At 47.9% G+C, this 26475-nt stretch carries 9 protein-coding genes and 1 pseudogene; 2 read left to right on the top strand and 8 right to left on the bottom strand.

Going from position 1 to position 26475, the window contains the following annotated elements; translation table 11 throughout:
• Positions 1-236: 236 nt before the first annotated feature.
• A complete protein-coding gene (locus SHAL_RS15590; RefSeq protein WP_012278090.1) occupies positions 237-2549 on the top strand; it encodes a penicillin acylase family protein in 2313 nt (770 codons plus the stop codon).
• 157 nt (positions 2550-2706) lie between these two features.
• On the opposite strand, the gene SHAL_RS23615 is transcribed toward SHAL_RS15590, so the two are convergent.
• Both SHAL_RS23615 and SHAL_RS15580 read right to left on the bottom strand, forming a co-directional pair.
• A complete protein-coding gene (locus tag SHAL_RS23615) occupies positions 2707-3255 on the bottom strand; it encodes a pilin (RefSeq protein ID WP_012278089.1) in 549 nt (182 codons plus the stop codon).
• Positions 3256-3457: 202 nt separating this feature from the next.
• The gene (locus tag SHAL_RS15580) at positions 3458-5191 is read right to left on the bottom strand and encodes a sensor domain-containing diguanylate cyclase (RefSeq protein WP_012278088.1); all 1734 of its coding nucleotides are present in this window, start codon (positions 5189-5191) and stop codon (positions 3458-3460) included.
• Between the two features lie 547 nt (positions 5192-5738).
• On the opposite strand from SHAL_RS15580, the gene SHAL_RS15575 reads away from it, so the two are divergent.
• Entirely contained in the window at positions 5739-6542 is an 804-nt protein-coding gene (locus SHAL_RS15575) for a hypothetical protein (protein ID WP_012278087.1), read from the top strand.
• A 187-nt stretch (positions 6543-6729) separates the two neighbouring features.
• On the opposite strand, the pseudogene SHAL_RS23685 reads toward SHAL_RS15575, so the two are convergent.
• From SHAL_RS23685 to SHAL_RS15550, 6 genes and pseudogenes are all read right to left on the bottom strand, one after another.
• Positions 6730-6954: pseudogene (locus tag SHAL_RS23685) on the bottom strand (2-nitropropane dioxygenase); the annotation flags it as partial.
• Positions 6955-7043: 89 nt separating this feature from the next.
• Positions 7044-8672 (bottom strand): eicosapentaenoate synthase subunit PfaD, encoded by a 1629-nt coding sequence (pfaD, locus tag SHAL_RS15570; protein ID WP_012278086.1) that lies wholly within the window; start codon positions 8670-8672, stop codon positions 7044-7046.
• A 249-nt stretch (positions 8673-8921) separates the two neighbouring features.
• Complete coding sequence (gene pfaC, locus SHAL_RS15565; RefSeq protein WP_012278085.1) at positions 8922-14801, bottom strand: eicosapentaenoate synthase subunit PfaC; 5880 nt, start codon at positions 14799-14801, stop codon at positions 8922-8924.
• Positions 14801-17185: a PfaB family protein gene (locus SHAL_RS15560; RefSeq protein ID WP_012278084.1), complete on the bottom strand. Its 2385-nt coding sequence runs from the start codon at positions 17183-17185 to the stop codon at positions 14801-14803. The genes pfaC and SHAL_RS15560 overlap by 1 nt, the downstream gene beginning before the upstream one ends.
• The gene (locus SHAL_RS15555; RefSeq protein ID WP_012278083.1) at positions 17185-25482 is read right to left on the bottom strand and encodes a type I polyketide synthase; all 8298 of its coding nucleotides are present in this window, start codon (positions 25480-25482) and stop codon (positions 17185-17187) included. The genes SHAL_RS15560 and SHAL_RS15555 overlap by 1 nt, the downstream gene beginning before the upstream one ends.
• A complete protein-coding gene (locus SHAL_RS15550; protein WP_012278082.1) occupies positions 25482-26348 on the bottom strand; it encodes a helix-turn-helix domain-containing protein in 867 nt (288 codons plus the stop codon). Before SHAL_RS15550 ends, SHAL_RS15555 begins: the two co-directional genes overlap by 1 nt.
• Positions 26349-26475 lie beyond the last annotated feature (127 nt).

The raw sequence follows: 26475 nt of genomic DNA, 5'->3' as shown, positions 1-26475 counted from the left end.
TTACTCCCTAACTTGATTGGGCTATTTTGCCATAAACCTGCCACAGCTGGTGCACCTATAGCCTGCTATTTTTCTGGTCACCCGAAAAGTTCAGTTCGCTGTCATTGCGAAAATCGCTAGCATGATGCGCTGTATTTGATCGAGATGAGGATAAAACTCAAATGGCTATTTAACATTTATGTAACCGGGTTTATGATGCATTAGGTTAATTTTTTAGCGCAGGGATAGCTAACTCAATGCATAAAATAATAAAAATAGCACTCATTGGAACATCATCAATTGTCGTCGCTACTGTTGGTGGCTTGTACCTAGCGTTATCTTTGAGCTTGCCTGCACTGGATCAAAGCGTGGCAAGTGACAGGGTTAAGCACAAAGTGACTCTTGAGCGAGATAGCTTAGGCACTGCCATTGTTCACGCCAGTGACCGACAAGATGCCGCCTATGGCTTAGGTTATGCTCATGGGCAGGACAGATTCTTTCAGATGGATCTGTTGCGTAGAAACTCCGCCGGAGAGCTGGCTGAGATCTTCGGTGAGAAAGCCGTTAATTTAGATAAACGTCGCCGTTTTCATCAACTACGTAAACGTGCAGAGCTGATTGTTGCAAAGCTGGATGCTGATCATTTAGCGGTGCTAACCACTTATGCTCAAGGGGTGAATGATGCACTTGCTGCCCAAACATTCTCTTCGTTCGAGTATATAGTGACTGGCGCCAAGCCTAAGCCTTGGCAGCCGGCCGATAGTTTGCTGGTGATCTACAGCATGTACCTCGACCTGCAGGGCAACACCATTAAGCGCGACTTAGCGCTAACTCAAATTCAAGTCTTGTTTGGCGAGGCGATGCTCGATTTTCTCATTCAACCAAGCCAATATCAGGCGCCCCTCGATGGCAGTCGGTTTGCATTAGAAGCCTTACCTGTTCCTACATTAGCCAAAGACTTACTCGCTCACGCCAAGACTCGTGATATTGCCGAGCCACTGGATATTGGCAGTAATAACTGGGCGGTGACGGGTGAGTTGACCGAGAACGGTAATGCCATGTTATCCGATGATATGCATCTCTCTTTTGCCGTGCCAATTATCTGGTATCGGGCCCAGCTTAACTATCAAAAAGGCGGGGCAGAGCGTCAAGTTACCGGTGTGTCGCTGCCCGGCACGCCAGCGATTGTCGTGGGCAGTAATGGCAAGGTGGCATGGGGCTTTACTAACGCTTATATTGACACTGCCGATTGGGTGGCAATCGACGAGAAAACTCCAATCTATTTTGAAAATGAAACCATCACGCTGCCTGACTCCGAGGTCGTTTATGCAATAGAGATGTCGCCCTATGGCCCAGTAAGAGAGGTTGGCGGGCAAAGGTACGCCCTGTCCTGGGTTGCTCACACCGACTATGCGGTGGATATGCAGCTGATTGATCTCGATAGCGTCGCCAGTGTTGAGCAAGGTATTGAGATTGCTGAAACCATGGGGATCCCGGTGCAGAATATGCTTCTGGTAGACAGTTCAGGCAGTGCGGCTTGGAAACCCGCCGGCGCCTATCCAGCGAGAACCAACCCAAGTGATGTTGCGATGGTGACTGAGGATTATCAGAGCGTTAATTGGTTGCAAGAGCAAGCTGCGCTACCGCAGGTTATTGACCCCAAAAGTAACCGGTTATGGACTGGTAATTCACGTGTGGTGTCGGTTGACGCGCATAAGCAGCTAGGTGATGGTGGCTATGCGCTGGGTGCGCGCAGTACGCAAATAAGAGACCGATTACTTGAGGCCGAGAGTTTCTCTGTGGAGGATTTTTACAAGCTACAGCTGGATAATGAGGCGCGATTTTTAGTGCCTTGGCAGCAATTGCTACTCAAGCAATTGAGCACCCAGCCAGAGCGTTTCGCTGAAGATATTGAGTATCTGAAATCATGGCAAGCCTGTGCCTGTAGCGATTCTGTGGGGTATAGCCTTGTGCGTTATTTTCGCACTCAAGTTATCGACAGAACTTTTGCACCACTGGAAACTGCGCTAGCTCAGTATGATCTTAGCTTATCGCCAATTAAGCGTTACTTAGAGCCAGGTATGTGGCAATTAATCAATTCTCAGGCACAGGATTGGTTACCACAGGAGCAGCATGATTGGTCTTCATATTTAACGGATATGTACCTGCAGAGTAAAGAGAGGTTACTCACTCAATATAGTGAGGATAACGATATGGCCGATCTGGCGTGGGGGAAGGTGAATCAGCTTAAAATTCAGCATCCATTTTCTAAGCAAATCCCCGCGCTGAGTGCGCTGCTCGATATGCCTGTTGTTGCAGGCTTTGGTGACAGCTTTATGCCTGCGGTGCAAGGGGCTTCTTTTGGTGCATCGCAGCGTTTTATTGTGCAGCCGGGCGATGAGAAAAATGCGATTATGACGATTCCTGGTGGTCAGTCAGGGCATCCGTTATCTGATTTTTACCGCTCTGGTTTTGATGACTATGTGACACAGCAAAGCACGCCGCTACTGCCGGGAGAGATTGTTCATCGATTAGAGATTATCCCCTCTGCAAAGCGGGTTAATGAGTAGCTATTTGCTTGAGGGTAAACAGTATTATTAAAGATAATGCTCTCCTTTGTTTAAGGAGAGCATTATGGCGAGTTTGTTACAGAACGTGTTTTACAAATACTGACAATTACGGATACTGGCAATTACTAATACTGACAATAACGGATACTGAGAGTGACTAATGTTGCATTGTACCATCTGAATTATAGAAAGCGTCGTTGATGGTAACTTCACCAGTGTTGAAGTCATAGTTCATTACCTTGGTCGTTTCGCCACGCTGAATAAAATAAAGATCACGATAGATACACTGATCGCTACGATAAGTATAGGCAATGTCGACATCTGAAGTCATTAGGTCTGCATCGGTCACATGCGCGATGGTAAAATCTGTTGAGGTAATACCATGCCAAAGCTCTTCACATGCGGTAAATACTTCTGTATTGACCCCTGAGGTTGAGTAGGGGTAGCCTGTTGGGCTCGATGACACATTACCTTCGCCAAAACTGGCGAGCTTATCAATCGCACCGGTATTTCCTGCTGCTTCCCAACCGCTATGGTAAAGAGTTACCGCGCTTTTAAAGGCTGAAAACTGGCCAGCCATTGCAGACATTCTGGCATCGTCTTGTAAGTTGATAAATTTAGGTATCGCTACAACAGCTAACACACCTAAAATGATGATGACAACGACCAACTCTATTAATGTGAACCCTTTTGCACTATGCCTCATCACTACTCGCTATTATTCTGTGTTGGGAATCTAAATTTGGGACAAGTTTACATCTTAAATTTTACGCTTTATTTGATCTATTCCTAAAAAATACACCTTTGTTTAAAGCTAAATGTGAAAGCGATTAAAGTTTTTTATCCCAAAAGAAGGGACTGACAAAAAAGGTATCAACTTTATTATCGCTGACAAAGCTTAATAGCTTTTACGCTAAATCGCTCGGATGATTGCTTTCTAATGTTTCAATTTCATCGATTGATATTGTGACTTTTTGGTATTGATTGCGGCCGTTGGCTTTTGCTTGGTATAAGGCTTTATCGGCAAGTAACACGGCCTGACGGCCGATAATATCTGCGTTATTTTTAAACTCAAAGTCTTCTACTGCTAGCACCTTGCACACCCCAAAGCTGATAGTCACATATTTAGCCGTCGTTGCACTAGGGTGAGGTAGCGCCAAGTCTTCAAAGGCTTGGATCATGGCATCGAGTTTGCGCTGCAGTGGCTCGTCCGGAATATCACGGTAGAGCATAATGAACTCCTCGCCACCGAAACGAGCGCATATGTCGTCTGCACGGAAAAACTGTTGACTCAGAGTTTGTGCGACTTTAATCAGCGCCTCATCACCGGCTAAGTGGCCTAGGGTGTCGTTATACTCTTTGAAGTGATCCACATCGGCAATAATCAGGGTAAAACCTATCTGCTGCCTCGCTAGGAGTTGGCAGTAGGTCTCAAGCCTTTGCTCAAAGCCACGACGATTGGGGATATTGGTCAGTTTATCGATATAAACCTGCTCGTTGAGCTGTTTTGTCTGCTCTTGAATTGTGCCCATAAGCGCGTTGAAGTGGGTGGCAACATTCACCAACTCTGTAATGGGGTAGCGGCATCTTAGCTTCTTGATCTCTCGACTCCTCCCCATCTCTTCGATATCGATAGCGAGCTTTCTTACAGGTTGTACTAAGAAGTACGAGTATAGAAAGTAGGCTAATAATAGTAGAATCGACATTTCAGCCAGTAGTATGTAGATATCGCTACCGAGTATGGAAGGTGGTGCTGAATTAGTGTGGTAGAGAGTAAACTTTATCAGTGGCCGACCGTCAATATTGCGAACCAGACGCTGAGAGGTTGGCGCTAGTTTAGTTAGATCAAAGCCAGAACCCAGATAGGGGATGTTAGCGACATCGTCAGAGATTTTGACTTCACTAAGTTCAACTCCCGCGGAAGTAAACCTTGAAAGCTCAGCCATAAACTCATCGTCAATCAGTCGAATAAAGACAATGTAACCCATTATCGGTCCTGTGCGATCAGACTGCAAAATACTACTGGAGCTGTAAAGGGCTGGGCCATATTTAGTGGCGATAACTCCTGTCTTTGTTGGCACGCTACTGGGGTTATTAAAAGGCTGAGCTTGAGGAGGATAGGCTGTTTTTTTCAGCGGTGATAGCAGTCTACTTTCAGGGTGCTTCAAAAGGTCCATCAATTCAAACTGTAGTTTTTGGGCATTGCTACTGTGGCGTACCCCTTTACTAAATACGGCATTTTGATCGTTATCGAAGATAAAGATGCCATCGACTTTTAGACTTTTAAAGGTGTCATCGGGGTATTCGTGTTGCTCATAGTATTCTTTAGCCACTGGGCTATTTGATTTCATGTAGTTGTAGGTTTGATCCCAAACCGCATAATCGTAATTGATGGTATGTAGAGGCTTACTCATCTGCTCAAAGGCAAAGTTTAACGCGACTAGCTCCTGCTCAGAGACTTTTAATAATGAGCGTTCAATAGCGGGAACTTGCACCCAGATCCGGTAGGCAAACGCGGCGCTAGCGAATAGGATAAAAATGGCGACTGAAATCTTAAGCTGCAGCTGATTAAAGGTTTGAGATTTTAATTGAATGATAGCTAGAAACCTTTTAAAACAGAGTATTAATCTAGTAAAGCTCAATAATCGATGAGTATCCAGATTTTTACAGCAGGTCTGCTTACTTTACGGAGAATTATTTGCTTTGAACCTCAATAGTATGCGTTCCTTGTGTGATTAGCTTCCGTGATCTGACAACGGGTTTTGTAAAATAGTCATCAATAAAAAAGCCACTAATGAAGATGAGTGGCTTTTAGGTTGGTTTGTCTTTTTATAAAAGCCGCTCAAGGCTGACTCTCTACTTTCTACGAGCCGCTCAAGGCTGACCTTAAGCCATTCTTTGAGTTGGCTTCCAGCGCAGTAGCTGTGCTGGCAGTTTAACACCCTGAGCCTTATGTTGTGAAAGGTTGAGTTAATACGGCTTAGGTATGCAGCGCCGTACATCAGGTGCTTCTGGGCTTTCCCCGGTTCTGAGTTGGCTGGTGAACTTATACTAATAAATATGGCTACCTTAGTTTTCAGTATCTATGCTTTTAATGTTATTCATGGACGAGTAATGGTTTGGGCTTTAGGTCGGTATCCAAATACTCAATAATTATTGATTTATATCATTAAATAAAAGGAATTTTTAATGATTAAGATAATAGCTTTATTACTAACTTTTCCCTGCATTGTTCTTGCTCTCGATTATACCGAATACCCCAAGTTTGATAGTGCTCAATACTATAAAAGAGGCGATATAGTTTCGCATCAAAACTACATGTGGGTATCCAAACTCCCTAGTGTTAACCGCGAACCCGCTAAAAATTCATGGAGGTGGAGTCAAGTTGCTTTGACCAACATAGAGGAATGGCATTACGGTCAGTTTTATCTTCTAGGCAATGCTGTCAGTCACCAAGATAAATTCTATTTCGTCAAAAAGATTGGCTTTGGTAAGCCTGATACGAATAGAGGTCGTTATCAATGGGAAGAGTTTTCCCATCCAGCAATTGGATATGCACTACCAGATATTGATTACGAGAATGTTCATTTAACCGTTGATGGAGTTGACTCAAATTTCAACGGTATTAGGGATGATTATGAAATTTTTGTGGTAATGGAGCACACAGATCCTATGTTACGCCATCTAGGCCTGCAGGCTGCACAACTGTATCGAAAACTATTTGATATTGCGCAGATTGATATCAGTGAAATATCTATTCAAGAGGTGGCACTTCTTACTGACCAGCTTGTTTCTTTACGTGTTTGCAACCGCCAGAACATTAGAATTTGGGAGGGATTTAATGGATATCAGCATAAATATGTAAATACACAGGAGCGTTTTCAAGAGTTTTTAATGGCTCAAAAGTTGTTATATGAGGTACTTGGCGATGATTATGAGCCCCAAAAACCGAGTGAACCCTGCAAATATATTGCAAACATTGGAGGTGAGTAAACAAAAGATAGCAAAAGATAGGACAGCCATATCTTCATTTGTGATCAGCGAATGGTAGAAAAACAAAAAGCCACCAGAATCTCTTAGTTAAATAAGAGCTGTTCGGTGGCTTTTTCTTTAGCTTGTTTTTTTATCAAAGCCGCTCAAGGCTGACTCTCTACATTCTACGAGCCGCTCAAGGCTGGCCTTAAGCCATTCTTTGAGTTGGCTTCCAGCGCAGTAGGCTTGCTAGCAGCTTTACGCCTTGAGCCTTATGTTGTGAAAGGTTGAGTTAATCCGGTTTAGGTATGCTGCACCATACATCAGATGCTTAGCCACATCGACCGCATTACGCTATTGCTTGCTTTTTGAATGAGTTATCTAAGTAGCTGCCTTTAGCCTACTGGTTGAAGGCGCCGAATGCTGAGCCTGAAGTGGATCTTCAGTGTCAAAATAGAAAAGCCACTAATGAAGATTAGTGGCTTTGATGGCTTAATAAGGCCATTTTGCAAGAGAATAGTATTAAGCCATTCTTTGGCTCGGCTTCCAGCGCAGTAGCTGCGTTGGCAATTTAACGCCTTGGGCTGTGAGTGAGTTAATCCGGTTTAGGTATGCTGCACCATACATCAGATGCTTAGCCACATCGACCGCATTACGATCTTGGTAATTATCTAGGTAGCTGCCTTTGGCCCACTGGTTGAAGGCGCCCAGTGCAGGACCCGCCCAGATTTGGTAATCCATCTCACGACCGACTTCGCCAGAATTAGACCAGCGGCTAGAAAGGCCTAGATACCAGCGGAAAATCAGTGCCATCTTACGCTTAGGGTTACCTTCGGCGCGCTCAATCTGCTTTGGATCGCGTTCATTAAAGTGCGCAACCGTACCCGCCCAGATTTCATTAAGGCTTGAGCGAAAAACTTGCTTCTCTAGTTTTTCTCGCTCATCCGCTGGAATCGCTTCGATTGAGTCATAACGAGTGTAGAGCTCATATAGCTTGTTAGCACGCATTGGGAAAAGCGTACCGCGCTTAACCACCTGTAGTTTAACGCCCATCTCGAACATGTCTGCCGCTGGAGCCATGGTCACATCGGCCATCTCGGTTGTGGCGAGTAGCTTACGCGTATGGTCACTGGCGCCCGCTTCGACACAAGCTTGGTTAACCGAGCCCGTTACGATATAGGCCGCGCCCATGTTAAAAGTAGCAAGTGCGGCATCGGGCGTACCGACACCGCCGCCACAACCCACGCGGATAGGCGTTTCGTATTGATACTTGGCTTGGATCTCTTCCTTTAGTGCCAAAATAGTCGGCAGAAGTGTCACCAATGGACGGTTATCGGTATGACCTCCAGAGTCGGCTTCTGCGGTAATGTCATCCGCCATGGGGACAAGTAGCGCAAGCTCCATCTGCTCAGGGGTGATAGCGCCATCATCGACCAGCTTTTGCAGCATCTTGGCTGGCGCAGGCATCATAAACTTCTCGGCAACCTCGGTGCGGCTGACCTTGGCGATAACCTTGTTACCGACAACCACCTTACCGTTCGCATCGCGGCTTAAACCCGCTGCGCGGTAATAAACGATTTGTGGCGTTAAGCCTAAGAAAGCCGACGCTTCGACGGTGCGCACCTTATGCTTTAAAAATAGCTCAACGCTACCACGCTCCAGAGCTGGCTCACTTGGGCTATGGATCAGGTTAAACATGTATGGGCCGTTTGGCAGCGCCGCTTGAATGCGGTGAATAGCCTCTTCGACACGACTCGGAATAAGACCCGCTGCGCCGAACGAACATAAAATACCGGCTTTACCCAGTGCGATAACCAGCTCTTCAGATGAGATCCCGTTAGCCATAGCGCCTGCGTAGTAGGCATACTTTACGCCGTGAACGCGGCGGAAATTACTGTCGCCTAGGCTTTCGGTGCCAAGAGCAGGTGCAAAGGCACTCACTGGCAAGCCTGACTGATTAGCCGCTTGCTCTGTGACGATCTCCGCCGACTGGGCGATACCAAAGCCTTGTTCGCTGTGGTTGACCACGTAACAGCCACGGCTAAAATCTTTTAACTGCTGCTCCATCACTTGCACATCAAAGCTAATGTTTGACTCAGTCACAGCCCATGGCCACGGTGAAAGCATTTCGCTGGTTGTAGTAGGATTCATTATTTGTAGACCCTTAATTATTTGAGCTATCAGCTCTTATCTATTCTTTTAACTGTTCTTTTCTTTAAAATCATTCATGCTTTAATGGTTTAGCGCGCAGCTAGCTCCTATTAAATCATTCGATTTTATAAATCGAGTTAGGACGCAGATACTTTTGCTCAATTTCTAGGAAAAAGCGCGCAGCCTATGAATATAGGTGAGCACTTTTGACACAGAAATTGAGTAAAATAGCCAGTCACTCACTCCGAGTTAAAGAGATTCTTCGATACAGATGGCAATATCGAAGACTTCGTATATGCGCAGGCCATCCTTACTCAGGCTGGCATTACCCGTGATCACCTTCTTACCGTTCTCGTCTTTAACCGAGATGATGCTGACATCCATCGACATCTGCTTGTTTAGCGGGTTGATCTGACCGCGATACTTCCACTTGATGTTCGATAAAATCTGGCCAAACTTAGGATTTTTAAATCCAGCGCCTAAATCTTTACTAATGGCGTAAGTCTGCATGGTTTCGATAATCGCTTCAACACCTAAGGAACCCGGCATCACAGGATCTTGGTGGAAGTGGAACTGGAAGAACCAGTCACTTGGATCGATAGTACGCTCGGCGTAGAGGTAACCTAATCCCTCGCTGCCGCCGTTATCGACTATTTCTACAGAGTCGATAAAGTTCAGCTGACCACCGGCTAAGCGGTAGTGTGGCTGGTTAGCTGGTGCACTAAAGTGACGACAGCTCTTATCGAGTAGGTTCACTTTAGTGGTCGCTGCAACGCCATTAGCCACATGCCAAGGCTGAGTGACTTTGCCGTTATCTAGACCGAGTTGATCTTTAAGGGCTTCACCCTTGAAGTAACCAAATACCGCTGTGCCGCGATAGAAAGGCTCACCATCGGTGCTTAGCTCGAAGCTAAAGCTCTGGATGATGTTGGTGCCTGCCATAACGGTTGATAACAGACGCGAGTCGTTACGAATCGTCTTACCACGAAGGTCCACATCACGCAGCAGTTCGCCGCTACCATCTAAGTTACGGAAGAACAGCTCAAGGCCTGGAAAACCTAACGTTGTGCCCATGTAACCCGAGATAAAGCCGTTAGGCTGCAGGGAGATCTCCATCAAAATGGAGTAAGGCATTACTGACTGATGGCTATTCTTATCGAAGTACCATGCGTCTGCGGGCACTTCATATTCGGCGATACAAGATGATGGTTTCTTAAACTCACCACGCTTACCGTTCACCTCGATAACGCGAGTCGTCACCTGCAAGTCGCCACAAGGCGTGCGTGGTGGGATCATGCCGCGATAGATTGAAAACTCCGGACCAAAACAGTTTTCGATGTTACCCGTAGCAAACTCAAACATGTGATACGGCGTAAAGGGTACGGTATCTGGTACGCGGTTCGGGTAATCAGGGGTGATTGGCGCTTCAACGTGAGAGATTGGAATAACGCCCTTGTTTGGCTCTTTGGTCAGATCGGGGATTTGTGCCATTAACGGCGCATTTACCGATGCAGGCTTATATACCTTCTTTGCACTTGTCTGAACATTAGTTGCCTGTTGAGCGTTAGCGGCTGTCGCTGGAGCAGTAAGAAGCGGGTAACGAGTACACTCATCTTCCTCTTTGATCATCACCCCTAGATTTTGGAAATCCACTACGGCTTTGCCGTTAAGTAAGATATCAATATTCGCCTTAGCGTATGGGCGAGGGCTGAAACCAACTTCAGTCACTTCCATACGGTAAGTCAGTGTGCCAGATTGTGGCAATACCTGTCCGCGACAACGCACCTTCTGAGAGGCATTCTCAAGCGGTTGGAAACGACCATTCTTGGTTTGAGTATGCATACCAAGATGCAGCATAAAGAATTGTAGCAGCTGACCACAACCTTCAGCCATCAAGGAGCCTGCCATCACTTGGTCGCCTTGGAAATGACAAGGGAAGTACCAGTGGTCCGGCTCGAGTTGCTTATGACCTTCGATAAGACCTAAGCCCCAGGCGCCCCCATTGCGTTCAACCTTGCTGACTTGTTCGATCATCAAGAATTTTTCTGATGCGAAACAAAGCGATGGTTGCGCTGGGCCGTTATGACTTGGGCCAAAGCAGCCTTCGATATCGGCGCTGAGTAGCTTATGGATCTCGCCATAGCTGAAGCTGGTTTTCGGGCAGTCTAGCAGCGGGTTGAAGGTCTTTTTAACTGCTAAGTTACGCGCCTTGATTTCATCTTCGGTGCGGATAACGCCCTTACCATCGGCAAGCTCTTCATCGGTGAAGAAGCCTGCACAGCCACCATCCATTTTAAGGATCATGGTGTCGCCAACGAAACACTCGTATGAGAAGAAGAATAATAGTGTTTCGCCGTTACGAGCGTAGTTATTGATCTTGATGTCATATCTTAGAGTGTCGCCGCCACGTGGCAGGTCGCCTAAGAAGGTGAGGGTACAATCGAGCAGACGATAGACACGCTCGCCCTTGTTCTCAAAGTCGATACCTAGGTAGCTAATTAGCATTAAATCGCACTGACCAGACTCGACCGCTACTGCCCATGGGATCTGACCATCGACAAGATAAGGTGCATCAACCGGAATATCATACTCAGTGGTCATTGAGCACGGCTTAAACTCGTTGATGGTGGCATCGAGCTTAGTGACGCGTGACACCAATAGGTAGTCTGTGGTCGGAAGACGTACGCGGCGAGAGTAGCTGTCGATAATCGCGTAGTCTGAGCCAAATACCTTGGCAATGTCCCCTTCGGCGTACTCGACTAAGTCGGCATAGTTCCAGATACAGGGCTTAAGCTCAGGTGTCGGCGCTGTGTATGGTGCTACGTTAGCATGATCAGGCTTGAGCTCCTTATCCTTGGGTAAAGAACCAAGAATCGACGCAGGTGCTTGCACTTGATTTGAAGGAGCAGTGTTCAATGTATTTGCATAAGAAATAGCTGCAGGTGCTTGACCTGTCACTTGAGCAAGCTGCTGCTTTAATAGGGCATCGGCAACCTTCATACCTGCTGAGCGGCTTTCTAAGAATGCTTGGTGAGCCGCTTGAGTCAGTTGCTGGTTCTGTTGAAATGCGCTTAAGTTGCCAGCAGACACATCGATTGCTGCGGTTTTAGTCGGCGGCGCTTCAGTTGTAATAGTTTTAGTTTGATTGGTCATAGGGTTACCTAATACTGGTGTAGGGCTAGCTGGTGCAACAGTGCGGGTAATAAGTGGCTTATCTCGCTTGATAACAGAGGAGGCTGTGCCTTGGGCAAGCTTGCTCTGAATTGAGCTTAAGCTTGCCAGTGGTGTGTCGATGATATGTTGATAGATATCACGGCCGCCTAGGGTGACTTGCTTTAATAGTTGATGCTTAGCATCAGACTTAAGCTCATTGCTTAAGCGCGATGTGAGCGCACGCTGTTGGGGTGCACTTTGGCTAATCAATAGCTGCGAGGTTTGATCTTCGTTCGTGTTGCTGACCAATGCGCATTGTGGCGCGCCTCCCTGCTGCTCTTGCAAAGAAAGGTTGAGTAGACCATGAAGCAGACTCGCCATTCCCGCTGCAGCAAAGCTGTGGCCCACGCGCTCCTCTGCACAAGTGCTGGTGACGTGAGGCAGTAGATTGTTTACCGGTGAGTGTACACTGCTTCCTGGTGCAACACTGGTTTCAACCAGCTTGATGCTGCTAGGCTCTGCACCGACTTGAGTCAGTAGCTTATCCGTGACGTGTCTCGCCTCTGTTGCTTTGCCAAAAGCGAGGGCGCTTATCTCTCCATAAGAGCCTTGGCCATACGAGTCTTGACTATCGGCAGCGCTAGAATTGCTCGGTACCAGTACGATAGCGCCAGCGCCTTCACCCACATTCCAGCCATTACGGTTTTGGGTGGCTGTGGCATCGATTGATACTGGCTCGACACTGTTTTTCAAGATAACCTGCTCGAAGCTACCCGAGAGATCCACCGCGGCGATAACTACAGCGTCCAGTGCTTCGCTTGCCATCATATTTTGGGCGACATCGATACAGCGGCTCACCGATTGCTCTGCGGCCGAGATGGTAAATGCCGGGCCGTTAAAGTCCCATAGTGAGGCGATGCGTGAGGCCATGATATTGCCGATAAAACTGGTGTACTGGTTCAGCTTGGCTGCATCGAGGACACTGTCCATGGTGATCGCTTCTAAGGCTTGATACTCATCAGCACTTAAGGTCACGCCCATGGCTGATAGGCTCTCTTGCAGCTGAGTGTGCAGGTTAACGCGGCCGCGGAACTGATGTAGCTCTAGATCGGTTTCCATAGCGACTAATATTGCTACTTTTTGACCCGGATTTAGCTTGGCATCACGAATCGCCTCATCGGTCACCTTCATCAACATCAGTTGTTGTGAGATCAGGCGATCATCTTCATTTGGCGGCAGCTTAAAGCGCAGAAAATCGAGCTCGAAACTGTCGATATAGGCTCCTTTTGGCGCTACGTTTAGGCCAAACTTTGCCAGCAGTTCGCTATGCTTCTCTAGACCCTTCCAGCGCTGTTTTGGTAGCGAAATAAAGCCGTTACTATTGCTGCTGATGGCGTCATTGAGCTGGTTGATACTGCTTAGCGGACCAAAGTGGGAGGCAAGACCTGTGATCTTCATCGACTCAGGTTTAGTTGCTGGTACAGCTTGATGACCTACAGCTTGCTTGCTTGTAGCTTGTGAGCCAGCGGCCTGAACCGCTGAGTATGACTCTAGTAAAAGGTGGGCATTACAGCCACCAAAGCCAAATACCGACACGCCTGCATGACGGTGTTTTACGCCATCGACATTGTTGGATCTTTTATCCGGCCAGCCCTGAACCATATTGGGTAGGGTCGGCTTACCAAAGAGCTTATTAGGCGAGGCGATAGCGTCGCTGATATTGATACTCGGTGGTAAGAAGCCCTCTTTCATGGCGAAGATCATCTTCATGATCCCCGGCATGCCAGCGGCAGTCAGTAGGTGACCTAGGTTAGATTTTGCCGAGCCAATTAATGGCGCATCGCTACCGCCAAGCTTATCTGCAAAGAAGGTCTCCATCGAGGTTAGCTCAATCTTGTCGCCCAGCGGGGTACCTGTGGCATGACATTCAATCACTTCGATATCTTTAGGCTCGATATCACTGGCCGCGTAGGCGCGCTCGAAAGCTTTTACCTGACCTTTGGGGTTAGGGCTAAGGACAAACTGTCCCTTACCATCGTTAGACAATCCAACGCCACTGACGACAGCATAGATTTTATCGCCATCACGCTCGGCATCTTCAAGACGCTTTAGTACTAAAACGCCTGCACCTTCGCCAGCGAACAGGCCCTTGCTGTTGGCATCGAAGGGGACTGATACACCGTGATCGGGATAGGCATGAAAAATTGAGAATCCCATATTAATAAAGAAGGGATCTGCACCCGATACTGCGCCCGCTAACATGATGTCAGCTTTACCTGTGCTTAAGTAGTCACAGGCAAGTTTGAGTGAGTAAACCGAGCTGGCACAGGCGGCATCTAGGCTAAGCTGCGCGCCGCCAAGGCCCAATGCATCGGCAACGATTTTAGAGGCGTTATGGGCTATCGCACCGTTGGCGTTGTCTAGACTCATTTCGCTTTGGGCGCGAGTGGTGTGAGCATTGGTTGGGTTTAGCTTAAACCCTTGATGACCTAATTTATCCTGCAGCGCTTTTTCAACGGCGCTGTGATAGATAGGTAGAAACAGATCATTTGAGCGAGTCGTTGGGAATGACAGTGCTCCCATAACGATACCGGTGCGCGTTAATACGTCGCTGCTTAAGGCGATACCCGCATCATCGAGAGCCTTACGGCTAGTATCTAGTGCCCATAGAAAGCTACTATCGAGTCCGCTTAGGCTATCACTTGGCAGTTGATAACCGCTTGGGTCGAAGCTGAAGTTTTCTATGTAACCGCCTTTATCGCAATAAAAACGGTCCGATTGGCCTTGAACGCCTTGATAATCGCTGCTATTTGCCCCCAACTTTTCATTAGTGAGGGTTGTGCGCGAGTCGCGTTTATCGAGTAAGTTCTGCCAAAATTCCTGTGGAGTTTTAGCATCAGGGTAGAGGGTGGCGAGACCGACGATGGCGATCTTGCTTTGCATACCTGCGGGTATTTTTTTATCTGAAGAAGACATTAGACTTCTCCTTGTAATGTTAGGGTTGTCATCTGCTCGGCTGTGACTTGTTGTGCGGTCGATACAGCTTGCAGTTGAGTCAGTGCTATCTCACGATTTAATCCATCGATAAGTGGTTGAGTCGTGAGTGGCACGCGATGACTAATGAGTTGGCCTAATGCCTTGAGTAGGGTCGTGATATCATTACCGCCTTTGGCATTGACGGGGACAGTGCAAGCGCCCGCGGCGTCTTTTTGAGGTAAAGAGTTTGCTTGAGACTCTTCAGTTTTCTTTGACGTTAAGAAACTTTCAGCTGTACCTGCATTCGTATTTCTATCGAGCTTGGCTATCTTGTCGATAAGTGTGCAGTTTTGTCTGTCTGCACCTAACTCGACAAATAGCTTGGCACCTTGCTTTTGTGCACTATGAATAAGCGCGGTAAAGTCTAAGGTGTTGCAGAAGGTATCGGCAATGGAGCTTGCGACTACTTGACTATCGAGGCCGCCATGGCTGTTTGTAACCTTGCTATCGCCAGAAGCTGCACTGATAAATTTAATCTCAGTCGGTAATGACTCTTCAAGGGGCTGCTGATAGAACAGCGCTACGTTGTTATGCTCTTCCATTGCTGGAGTCGTATGCATCGCAGTGACACGGTTTGCAGCGATGCCTCGCTTACCTAACTGAGTTAGTAGCTCGCGGCACTGAGTTTCACAGCCTGCAATCACACAGGTATCTCCCTGAACAATCGCAAGGTAGGCATGGGGGAACTTTGGTAGTAGCGCCTTAATCGGTGCAGCGGCTGAGCGCACCACAAAACTGTTCCACATAATATCCGCATCGGTTTCATCTAGCTGCCACGCCCTGCGAACAGCGGTGAGCTTGCCTGAAATCGCGTGAGTAAATAGCGGATCCGTTTTGGTTTTTTCAATCAAAGCGTGTGGGTCTTTCCATACACCAAGACTTGCCCACATTGAGGCTTCACCCATGGAGTAACCTAAGGCAAAGTTAGGCGTGATGCCGAACTCTTTCACCAATAACTGAGTCAGTAGGTAGCTGCTTCCCACACCCGCAATAGCCAGATCGCCAAGTGGCATGGCAGGCGTCACTTTAGGGTCTAAATTATAGATAGCATCGGCTTGGAACATGGATTTTAAGTCACCTTCACGCTCTAACTGTGAATAGAGTGACGGGAAATATCCATGTAGCTCACTGAACATATCGCTATAGACTGTGCCTACGCCAGGGTAGACAAAGGCAAGACCACTCTGGTCAGTTGTACCGAGAGGCTCAGCCGTGAAATAACTTCCCGCGGGTGTCTTATATTGTGACGAGTGAGCTTGGCCTTTTTCACTCATCACCTTAGGCAGAGCTAGGCTTATTGCGTCAATCTCTTGCTGCATGCCCTCAAGAGAGCTGGCTTGCAATATGATGGCGTATTCACGGTGAGTGCTGGCTTCAAAGGCAAGTAAGTTATCACGCATCAAAGTCAGCAGTGAGCCTCTGTCTGCGGGCTTTGATATCAGCGCTGTTAGTTTAGCTTGTAGTGTCCCAAGCTCTGCGGTAAGGCCTGCTTGGCTATCAGCACATATAACAAACTGCAATCGCTGTTCATTGATAATCGATTTTGCCGCGATAAAGCCTGTGCCTTGGGAGACAACGAAGCTGATACAGTTTGCTGTTGGCTCAGCCGCTGAGCTGCTTTGTGAAGCGTTAGTCAGATTGATCGCCAGTACGCGTGCTTGATGGTGCTCAGTAAACCAGTAGTGACTCGTCGCTTGCTTAGGGCTAATCGATGCTGGATCTCTATGGTGAGTACGAGAGGCCAGATTTTTGATCTGCTCACACACAGCATCAAACTGCTCTGTGCTACTTAGCTCAGGCAGGTCGATACGTTTGCTAACACTCGCTTGCTTACGCTTGGCTTGGTTTAAAGCACTCTTCATACAAGAGTCAGCCATACAAGAATCAGCGATACATGTGTCTGTGAGGGCGGAGGTCACTGAACCTGATCCTGTTTGGATCTGCATTGCAGCAAGTACCGCATGAGGGTGAATGCGATTTTGTGCGGCAGTTAGCGCCGGCATCATCAGCAGAGAGCTTGTTTCCGTTGATATTTGCACTATCTTGCCTTGCTCAATCGACTCGATAGTGGCTGTTAAGTTAGCCTCAAAGTCATCGACCTTGATAGAGACAAGTTCAGTTGTCTCAAGCAATTTTGAGCGATACAGCTCAGGCAATAAGTGAGGCAGTAGCTTAGCGTTTTCTGCGTTATAAAGTCTTAGGTCTAGTGGCGTAGGTAGCACCAAGAGTGCGATGCGCAGTGGCATCTCACTCTTGATAACTTGATCACTGACGCTAACTGCACTGGCGCTAGGAGACCTAACGTTAGCTGTCGAGTTAACCATTAGGCGCGTTCTCCTTTGCTCAAGGCTGCTTCATTCAAAAAAGCGCTGTTGAGGTTCTTGCTGATAGTGACTTTCGCCCCTTTCATCATCGCGCTAAGCTCACCATTTTCATGGTAAAGCGCGACATTCGCCTCAAGTGAACGAGCACTTGTCTTAACGACCTCTAGCTCCAGCATCCCTTTGTCACCAAATGCCAACGGCTTGTGTGAGATAAACTCGCCAATACTTGATGGCAAACTCGCAGCCCCGTACTTAAGCCTTGCCCAGACCAGCATCGCCTGCAGCAGCAGATCTTCAGCAAACGGCTGACTGCCGCCGATATGCGTTGTTGCCACAAACTGGCCGCAATCACTGTCACTCACCTGTGGTAGTTGGCAGCTGGCTAATAGGCCTTTGTCATCAAAGTTAAATACCTGCTTTATGCCCTGCAAACGTGGCCCATGGAATAGGGTACCGTTGCTGTATAGCTCATCAGCCGATGTGACTGCATCACCAAGCGCCGCGAATGATTTCGATGCTGCATCAAGGCTGCCCTCTGCACTGACTAGGGTCGCCTTATATTGCGGGCGTCCTTGGTTAGTGATTAGAGCCTGCAACTTTGGAGCTTCACAAGCTTTAAGCTCGCTATTTGCAACTACTGCCGTCAATTCAAGCGTCATCTCTTGAATATCGTCGCTTTCGAAGATGATCCCTTTGAGCAGCTTATAATCGAGAACTTTAACCTGAGAGCCGAGCATTTTACTCGCGGCCTCGCGCATCCACTGAATTGCGCATACAGTGGGGAGCACAGGGTTACCGCTAATGCGGTGGTCTTGGATAAAGACCATCGCATTAGGGTTTAAGGCTCTTGTTAACGTCATAGGCGCAAGACTCTGCGGGATCAGTGCGCTCGGCACCTCACCCGCATTAAGCTTTTTTACAGAAGCAGCCTCTTTAGAGCCTTCAGCCTGAGAAGAGCCGTCAGCTTTGTTTGAGCCATCAGCTTTGTTTGTATCTGCACCGCCTTGCATCGAGGTACCGATCAGTAGCTGAACGCCAGTCTCACTAAGCAGTTGGCTAGCAAATAGCTCTGCCCCTGCTTTTAGTGGGATAACGTACACGCCACGCTCGGTAAACATCTTCTTCAGAGCATCGGTGACCATGCCGCCATCCCAAGGACCCCAGTTAAAGCTCATCACTTTAGCTTGTGGATTGCGAGCAGTGAACTGCAGCGCCGCCTTGTTAAGGATGTCGTTAGACATGGCGTAATCGCTCTGACCTGTGTTGCCGTAGAAACCGGCTGCAGATGAGAACATGGCAAGTAGTTTCACCTTGCTTGAATCAAGTGCGGCTAACAGGGCTTTAAGGCCATTAACCTTAGTGCCGTAGACGCGGGCCAACTCTTCTATTGTCTTATCTTGAATATGCTTGTCGGCAAGAACGCCTGCACCGTGGATAAGGCCTGTGATCTCATTTGAGCGACCGTTTAGTGCTGCTGTGATAGCGGCGCTGTCGGTCACATCCATGCTGACATATTCGGCACTTGCGCCAACTTGGGCAAAAGCCTCAAGGGCAGTGTTGATCTCGATTGAACTCTTTACCGTCCAGACTAAGGCTTCAACCTGTTTAGGGGTCGGCTTATTACCTGTTGAGATGATATGGGCAATGGCAGCGGGTTTTAGCTCGCTAATTTGCTTGTTTTCAGCCCATGTCGGGATAGCAAGCAGCTCACTACGGCCTGCAAGGATAAAGTGAGACTGAGTGCGCTTGGCTAAGGCAAGGGCACATTCGAAGGTCACACCTTTTGCACCTCCGGTCACCAGTATTTTATCTGAACTATTTAGCTCGCAAGCCGTATGTTTTTCACTCGCATCGCCTGCAATTAAGGTTGTACGTGAAACGTTCCCCTTAGCATCGACAGCGATCCCCACTTCTGGCAGTTGAGTGCTGCTATCAAATAGCTCAGCTGTAATCGCATCGGCGAAATGAGTCGCGTCGACATCGGCTGCAATATCCAGTGCGCGGCAGAAAACCTCAGGCCATTCATGGCTTAGGGTTTTGGTTAAACCTGCTAGTGCCGCTTGGTTTAGTTCAGCACCTTTAAGTGCATCGGTATTTAGGTAACCAAAGCCACCATCGATACGACTGACGGTAACAAAACAGCGGCGCTTATCACTTGAAGCTGTAAGCTTAGGTTGCAACAGTTTTGCCCATAAAAACGCGTGGCTTACATGGGTGAAACTTTGCGCATTTAGGTTAACCGCATTCGCTTGCTCAGTTGCATTAACTTCTGGCTGTAGGTGGATGAAGCCACCAATAGTGCCAACCTGTGTTTCAATTTGTGCGATAACTGCAGCAATACTGGTTTCAAGCTCTGAATCCTTGCCTGATGCTAGCTCAAAGCTGGCTACGTCACTTGAAAGTGGCGATTGTGGCTGGCCTTCAGGTAGACGTACTACAGCAACGTTAAGACCTTGTTTTGTTAGTTTCTCTGCTAGGACACCTGCGTTATGACCATCATCGTTGATCACAACAGTTGTATCTGCGGCGAAACAGTCTTCAAGTTTGTTCGCCGCATTAAGCTTTTTTAGCGCTACCTCGCTATGAGGAGGAAGTTCTAAAGAAGAGGTGATCGTCTCTGCAACTGACTTAACTGCACCTGATACAGCTGCGACAGTTGTAGACAGCCTAGAATTCATATAGCTAACGATTTCTCCAAGGGTACGGCACTCGGCTAAATCTTCAGGATTAAGCTCAGGCAAGCCTGGCAGCTCATCTTGCACTGTGCCAAGAATTTCAACGCGCTTGATAGAGTCGATGCCTAAATCAGCTTCCATATCCATGCTCAGTTCAAGCATTTCAGTTGGGTAGCCGGTTTTATCGGCAACCACTGACATCATAGTGTTTTGCACCTGAGTTGCAGAGAGTGAGCCTTTAGCCGTACTAATATTAACAGCAGCACTTGTATCAGCAACTTGAGCGCTTACTGTAGGCAATTTGCTATTCATGTACGCTACGATTTCGCCAAGGGTGCGACACTCAGCCAAATCTTCAGGATTAAGCTCAGGCAAACCCGGTAGCTCATCTTGCACCGTACCAAGAATTTCAACACGCTTGATAGAGTCGATACCAAGGTCTGCTTCCATATCCATGCTCAGTTCAAGCATTTCCGTTGGGTAACCGGTCTTTTCGGCAACTACCGACATCATGGTAGCTTGTACCTTTTGTGCGCTCAGGGCTGTCTCACCGCTCAAGGCTGTTTGCGAGCTCAAGGCTGTTTCAGCAGAAAGTCCGTTTGCAGCTGGTGCAGCACTCACTTGAGCAACTTGCGCCGCGGCGGCACTTGTAGAGAGTTTACTGCCCATATAAGCCACGATTTCGCCCAGTGTGCGACACTCAGCCAAATCTTCAGGGTTTAGTTCAGGTAGACCCGGTAGCTCGTCTTGTACCGTACCAAGAATTTCAACACGCTTGATAGAGTCGATACCAAGGTCTGCTTCCATATCCATGCTCAGTTCAAGCATTTCCGTTGGGTAACCGGTCTTTTCGGCAACTACCGACATCATGGTGTTTTGTACTTGAGACGCGGAGAGTGAACTAACACTAACATTAACAGCCGCGCTAGAGGCCTCAGCTGCACTTGTATCAGCAACTTGAGCGCTTACTGAAGGCAATTTGCTATTCATATAGCTAACGATTTCGCCAAGAGTACGACACTCAGCTAGGTCTTCAGGGTTTAGCTCAGGCAGACCCGGTAGCTCATCTTGCACCGCACCTAGAATTTCTACACGCTTGATAGAGTCGATACCGAGATCGGCCTCCATATCCATCTCAAGCTCTAGCATCTCTGTCGGGTAACCGGTTTTATCGCTAACCACAGACATCATCGTCGCCTGTACCTTGTCAGCGCTAAGACCAACAGTCGCAGCGTTGTTATTAACAACCGCAGGTGCAGCGCTTATTACAGCAACTTGAGAATCAACAGAAGGCAATTTGCTATTCATGTAGCTAACGATTTCGCCAAGGGTACGACACTCAGCCAAATCTTCAGGACTAAGCTCTGGTAAACCCGGTAGCTCATCTTGCACTGTGCCAAGGATCTCAACGCGCTTGATAGAATCGATACCTAGATCGGCTTCCATATCCATCTCAAGCTCTAACATCTCAGTCGGGTAGCCAGTCTTTTCAGCCACAACTTCAAGCATGGTGGCTTTTACCTTGTCGGCGCTCAGGCCGTTTGCTGTGGCCACAGCTGCAACAGTCGCAGTCGTAGAAGCAGTAACAGGAGCAGATGATAGCTTAGAGTTCATATAAGCCACGATCTCGCCAAGAGTGCGACACTCGGCTAAATCTTCAGGGCTTAGCTCAGGTAGACCCGGTAGCTCATCTTGCACCGTACCTAAGATCTCTACGCGCTTGATAGAATCGATGCCTAAATCGGCTTCCATATCCATCTCAAGCTCTAGCATCTCTGTTGGGTAACCGGTCTTTTCAGCCACAACTTCAAGCATGGTTGCTTGCACTTTTTGCGCACTAATATTAAGAGCCGCCGCGGCGCTAGAGCCTTCAGCGGTACTTGTGTTAGTCGCAACAACAGGCTCGACCTTGGCAGGTACCACAACAGTTTGTACTGGTGCAGTCTGACGGCTAACTTGTGGTGCTTGCACTTGAGGAGTTGTAGCGATAGCAGCGGTCTGTAGCGCTGTAGTCTGAACAGGTGCTGGCGCAGCAGCTGTCACTGTGATGGCTGCAGGCTGTGTTACGACTTGGCTTTGAACGACTTCGCTTTGAATCAGTGGCGCATAAGTGGTGGTCGGAGTGCCATTAAGTAGGTTTAGCGCGGCAATGTTGCTGCCAGCTTGCATCTCAAGGAACTGAGTGTGGCTTTGCAGTGTTTGAGCTTGTAGCTGGTGGAACTGCTCCATAGAGCGTTGCAGGCTTTCTGGGATAGCCACACCTGAACCTGCCAGTTTAGTTTGCTCTGTCATCAAGGTGGTGAAGGTCTCGCCATACTGCTGCGGGATCTCTAGGAACTGTTGATGAAGCTGGGCTGTTTGCTGCTGCGCGGCAAAGAAATTGCTTAGCGCATCGCTGCTAATGCTATGAGCTGCTGGCTGACTGTTTTTAGGCACTACTTGATTCTCTTTAACTGAACTGGCTATAACTGAATGAGCCTGAACTGGATTGGTATTCACTTGATTGTGAGCCGCTTGTTCATTACTCGGCTGCTGAACAGCCACTTCAATAATCTTCTCTACTTCAACTATTTTTTCGACTTCGACCACTTTCTCGACCTCGATGACTTTCTCTTCAATCACTCGCTCAATTTGAGAGGTGATGATGCCAGTCTCTAAGGATTTTGCCATCTTAGCGCGTGTTGCCTTGCTGATATGGTTAGCAGCGTTAAGCGAGATGCTCATTGGAGACTTCTTCTCTGGCGCTGCGATATCGGCTTGGTATGGGTCGATTTCGCTTAGCACTACGCCTGATACAGCGAGTTGCATAGCAGCTTGTTTAAGCTGTAGATCGCTATCACCCTTAGGATTTGGGTTGATAGAGATGGTGCAAACTTCACTTGCTTTGTTTGCTAGGGTGCCTTGTACCAACTTTTGTAAGATGTTCTTTGGACCGAACTCGACAAATACGCGTGCACCAGCGTCATACATGGCTTCAAGTTCAGATGTAAAGCGTACCGATTGCAGCATATGTTTCTTAAACGAGGCTTTAATCTTAGCGGCGCTCGTATCGTAAAGTGCGCCAGTTGCATTGGAGTAGAGTGCACGGCTAGCTTTAGTAAACTTGGCGGCATCAATCGCTTTAGCAAATGGTGCCTGGGCATGGCCTACAAGCTCGGTGTGGAAAGCGCCTGATACTGGTAGGTTAATCGCCTTGTAACCAAGCTCAGCGAGAGCCTTAGCAGCATCGCCTGTTGAATCGGTAGGGCCTGCAATTACAGATTGGGTTGGTGCATTGTAGTTGGCCACTTTAACACCATTGAACTTGGCAATGGTTGCTTCAAGGGTTGCTAGATCTGTAGTGCCTTTTTCTTGGTGAATAATAGCGTACATTGCGCCGCTATCAGCCTCTAGACCATCTTTCGATTCTGCTTTAGTGGCCATAGCATCGCCACGGGCGAAGGCAAGCTGGTAGTAATCATCGGCTGAGATCACGCCTGCGGCGCATAATGCGCTTAGTTCACCAAAGCTGTGACCTGCTACCATGTCGGCATTAAAACCGGCAGCAGTGAACAGTTCATACTGACCCATAGAGATAGCGCCGATTGCACTTTGTGCATTGGCGGTATTGGTCAAAATCGCTTCTTGGGCTTTCAGATCGTCTTTGTTAAATACAGGCTTTGGATATAGCGTTTGTGAAAGCGGTGTCTTGTTGTTAGTGGCAAAGACTTTATCGGCAGTTACAAATTGCTGACGCATCTCTGGGTAATAACAGGCAAGCTCTCGGCCCATATTCAGGTATTGAGAACCTTGGCCAGCAAACAGTGCAGCCACTTTGCCTTCAATCGCAGCAGCGCGGTAGCTGGTGCCACCCGGTAGCTGCCATGAGGCGTCATCACTTGAAGATAGCTTGGCAATGGCTTGCTTAATTAAGTTTGCTAACTCATCAGACGTTGCAGCCACTAAACCGATACGTGGCGCGGTCGAATTTAGTTGGCGAACAGCATAATTTGCTGCAGCATCTTTGAGGATAAATTCTGCTTGAGTGCTGGCACTAGCAAGCTTGGTTAGCTCGCTAATCAGTGCTGACTTATCGGCAGCGCTGACTAAGAAGCTTTGTGCGACTTGACGCTGACGGTACTTGGTTTTCTCGCTATCTTCACGTCTATGCTCACTGTTGTACTCTTCCAATACGAAGTGGAAGTTAGTGCCACCAAAACCAAATGAGCTAATACCTGCACGGCGCGGCGTACCATCGACGCGAGGTAGCCATGGGCGGGTCTCGGTATTGAGGTAAAACGGTGAGTTTTCGATATCAAGCTTAGGACTTGGCTGACTGACGTTAATTGTTGCTGGTAACACCTTGTGGTGTAGTGCCAATGCCGCCTTGATAAGACCCGCAGTCCCCGCAGTCGATTTAGTGTGGCCAATTTGTGACTTTACTGAGCCCAGCGCGATGTGCTGCTTAGTGTCGTTCTCATCGCGAAATACTGAGCAAAGACCTGCGAATTCGGCGGCGTCACCTGCAGCAGTACCTGTACCATGAGCTTCGATAAGCCCTAGAGTGTGCGGCGCAAAACCTGCGTCATCATAGGCACGGTTTAGCGCTTTTGCTTGACCTTCAGGACGCGGTGCATAGATAGACTTGAATTTACCATCTGATGATGACCCCACCCCTTTAATAACTGAGTAAATACGGTCGCCATCACGCTCTGCATCCTCAAGGCGCTTAAGTGCCACCATGCCAATACCTTCACCAATCATCATGCCTTTAGAGTCGATATCAAATGGCTGAATGGTTTCGTTAGTGGTGAAAGCAGGTGTTTTTGAGAAGCTCATGTACATAGACGGTGAGTTATCGGTACAGACACCACCAGTGATCATCATCTCTGAGCGGCCTTCGGTCAGCTCGGTAAGCGCCATACGCATTGCGGCGAGTGAGCCTGCACAGGCGGCATCGACCACGCAGTTCATGCCACCGAAATCGAAACGGTTGGCGATCCGACCAGCAATCACATTACCTAATGAACCTGGGAATGAGTTCTCTTCCCAATGCACATATTGATCTTGGAACTTCTTGATCAACATTTCACTGTCTTGATCGCTAATGCCGCTGTTGGCGAACACTTTCTTCAGTACCGGATACTGTAGTCGTGCCGTTAGGCTGTGGCTAATTTTTTGACCGCCGCCCACGCCAAGAGTGATACCAATCTTATCTCTGTCGTAACCTTCTGGCAGATTGGCATCGGCTAATACTTCTTTGGCTACAATCAATGATAGCAGCTGCGATGAGTCGGTTAGCTCTAGGATATTTGGCGGCAGGCCAAACTCCATTGGGTTGAAATCAACGTCAGGCAAGAAACCACCACGCTTACAGTAACTCTTATCGGCTACGGTTTTATCTGCGTCGTAATACTCTTCTGGTTGCCAGTGAGTCGATGGCAATTCGGTGATGGCATCGATTTTCTCGCTGATTAAGTCCCAAAACTTATTCAAGTAACGAGAATTAGCAAAGATGCTAGCCATGCCAACGATGGCGATAGGCATATCTTTAAGGCGCTTATTTAAGCGTGAATCAGCTTGTGAGTCTTGTGCTTGCTCAGTCGCTTTAGCTGACTTTGTAGGTTTAGAGGTCTGGCTCATTATGAGTCTCCGCTGGGTGCCTGAGTGTCAGGCGTCTTGTTGTTTGTTTTAGGCTTATCTTTTGAGGTGTGGCGATTTGGCGTCGCACCAGGAAAGCGCTGTAAAAAAGTGTGATAGTTACGCACGAGTAACTTTCGTAGATGGAACGGCCCATGTTTAAGTACATAGGTCATGTAACGGTTGGTGGCTTGGGTATTGCCATCTTGATAGATGTCGAGATAGATCCAATCACTATGAGGATCGATGCCGAGCAGAATTGAACTGGGCGTTTCTTGGGTTAATTGCGGTGGGATGGTCAGTGAAACCACTTGGACCACATTGTCACCGTCGTTACTAGGCAAGGCTAGAGTTTTAGCCAGTGCTTCATAGTGCAAGGTATAGGTTTGTACATCGCAGCCCTGAGTAACGGGGATCTGGTTAAAATAGCGCATCGGTACATGGGGGCTTTCAATATCGCTAACCCTTGAAACCCCATAACGCTTTAAACACCTTGCTAACCCAGAGCGGGATACATTCGGATTAATAAATTTCTGTGTCGCCTGTAACAGCTTATCTAATGGCATTTTTAGCTGATAACGCAGCCCGACCACAACATACTCTTGCAGAGGGGTTAGCGTGGTATTGAGATGGTGGGGCGTATTAGGGCAGTTTTCGACAGAGTCGCGTTTGCGCCACTTACGAACGGTGGCTTCGCTAATGTTTAATATTTTTGAGAGTTGACTGACGCCAAGATCGGACTCTTGAATGAATCGGCGCATCTCAGGAGTCGTAGTGGCATTGCGATGCCTTGTTTCGTTGTCAACTTGCGTACACTTATTCGAGTTATTGTTTACTTCTTTTAAGTGGATGCTATTTATTTCTGCCATCAGTTTAGCGGGTATCCGTTAATAATCTGTCGGGACTTAATGGTCAAGCGGCGCTAAAAATCCAGTTCTAAGTCTGCTGCCATCACATTTTTGTCGATATTTTCAAGCTAATGGCAGAGCAGACTAC

The organism is Shewanella halifaxensis HAW-EB4 (assembly GCF_000019185.1).
GTDB classification, from domain to species: domain Bacteria; phylum Pseudomonadota; class Gammaproteobacteria; order Enterobacterales; family Shewanellaceae; genus Shewanella; species Shewanella halifaxensis.
The sequence above is the reverse complement of the archived record's forward strand: the minus strand, read 5'-3'. Positions and strand labels throughout refer to the sequence as shown.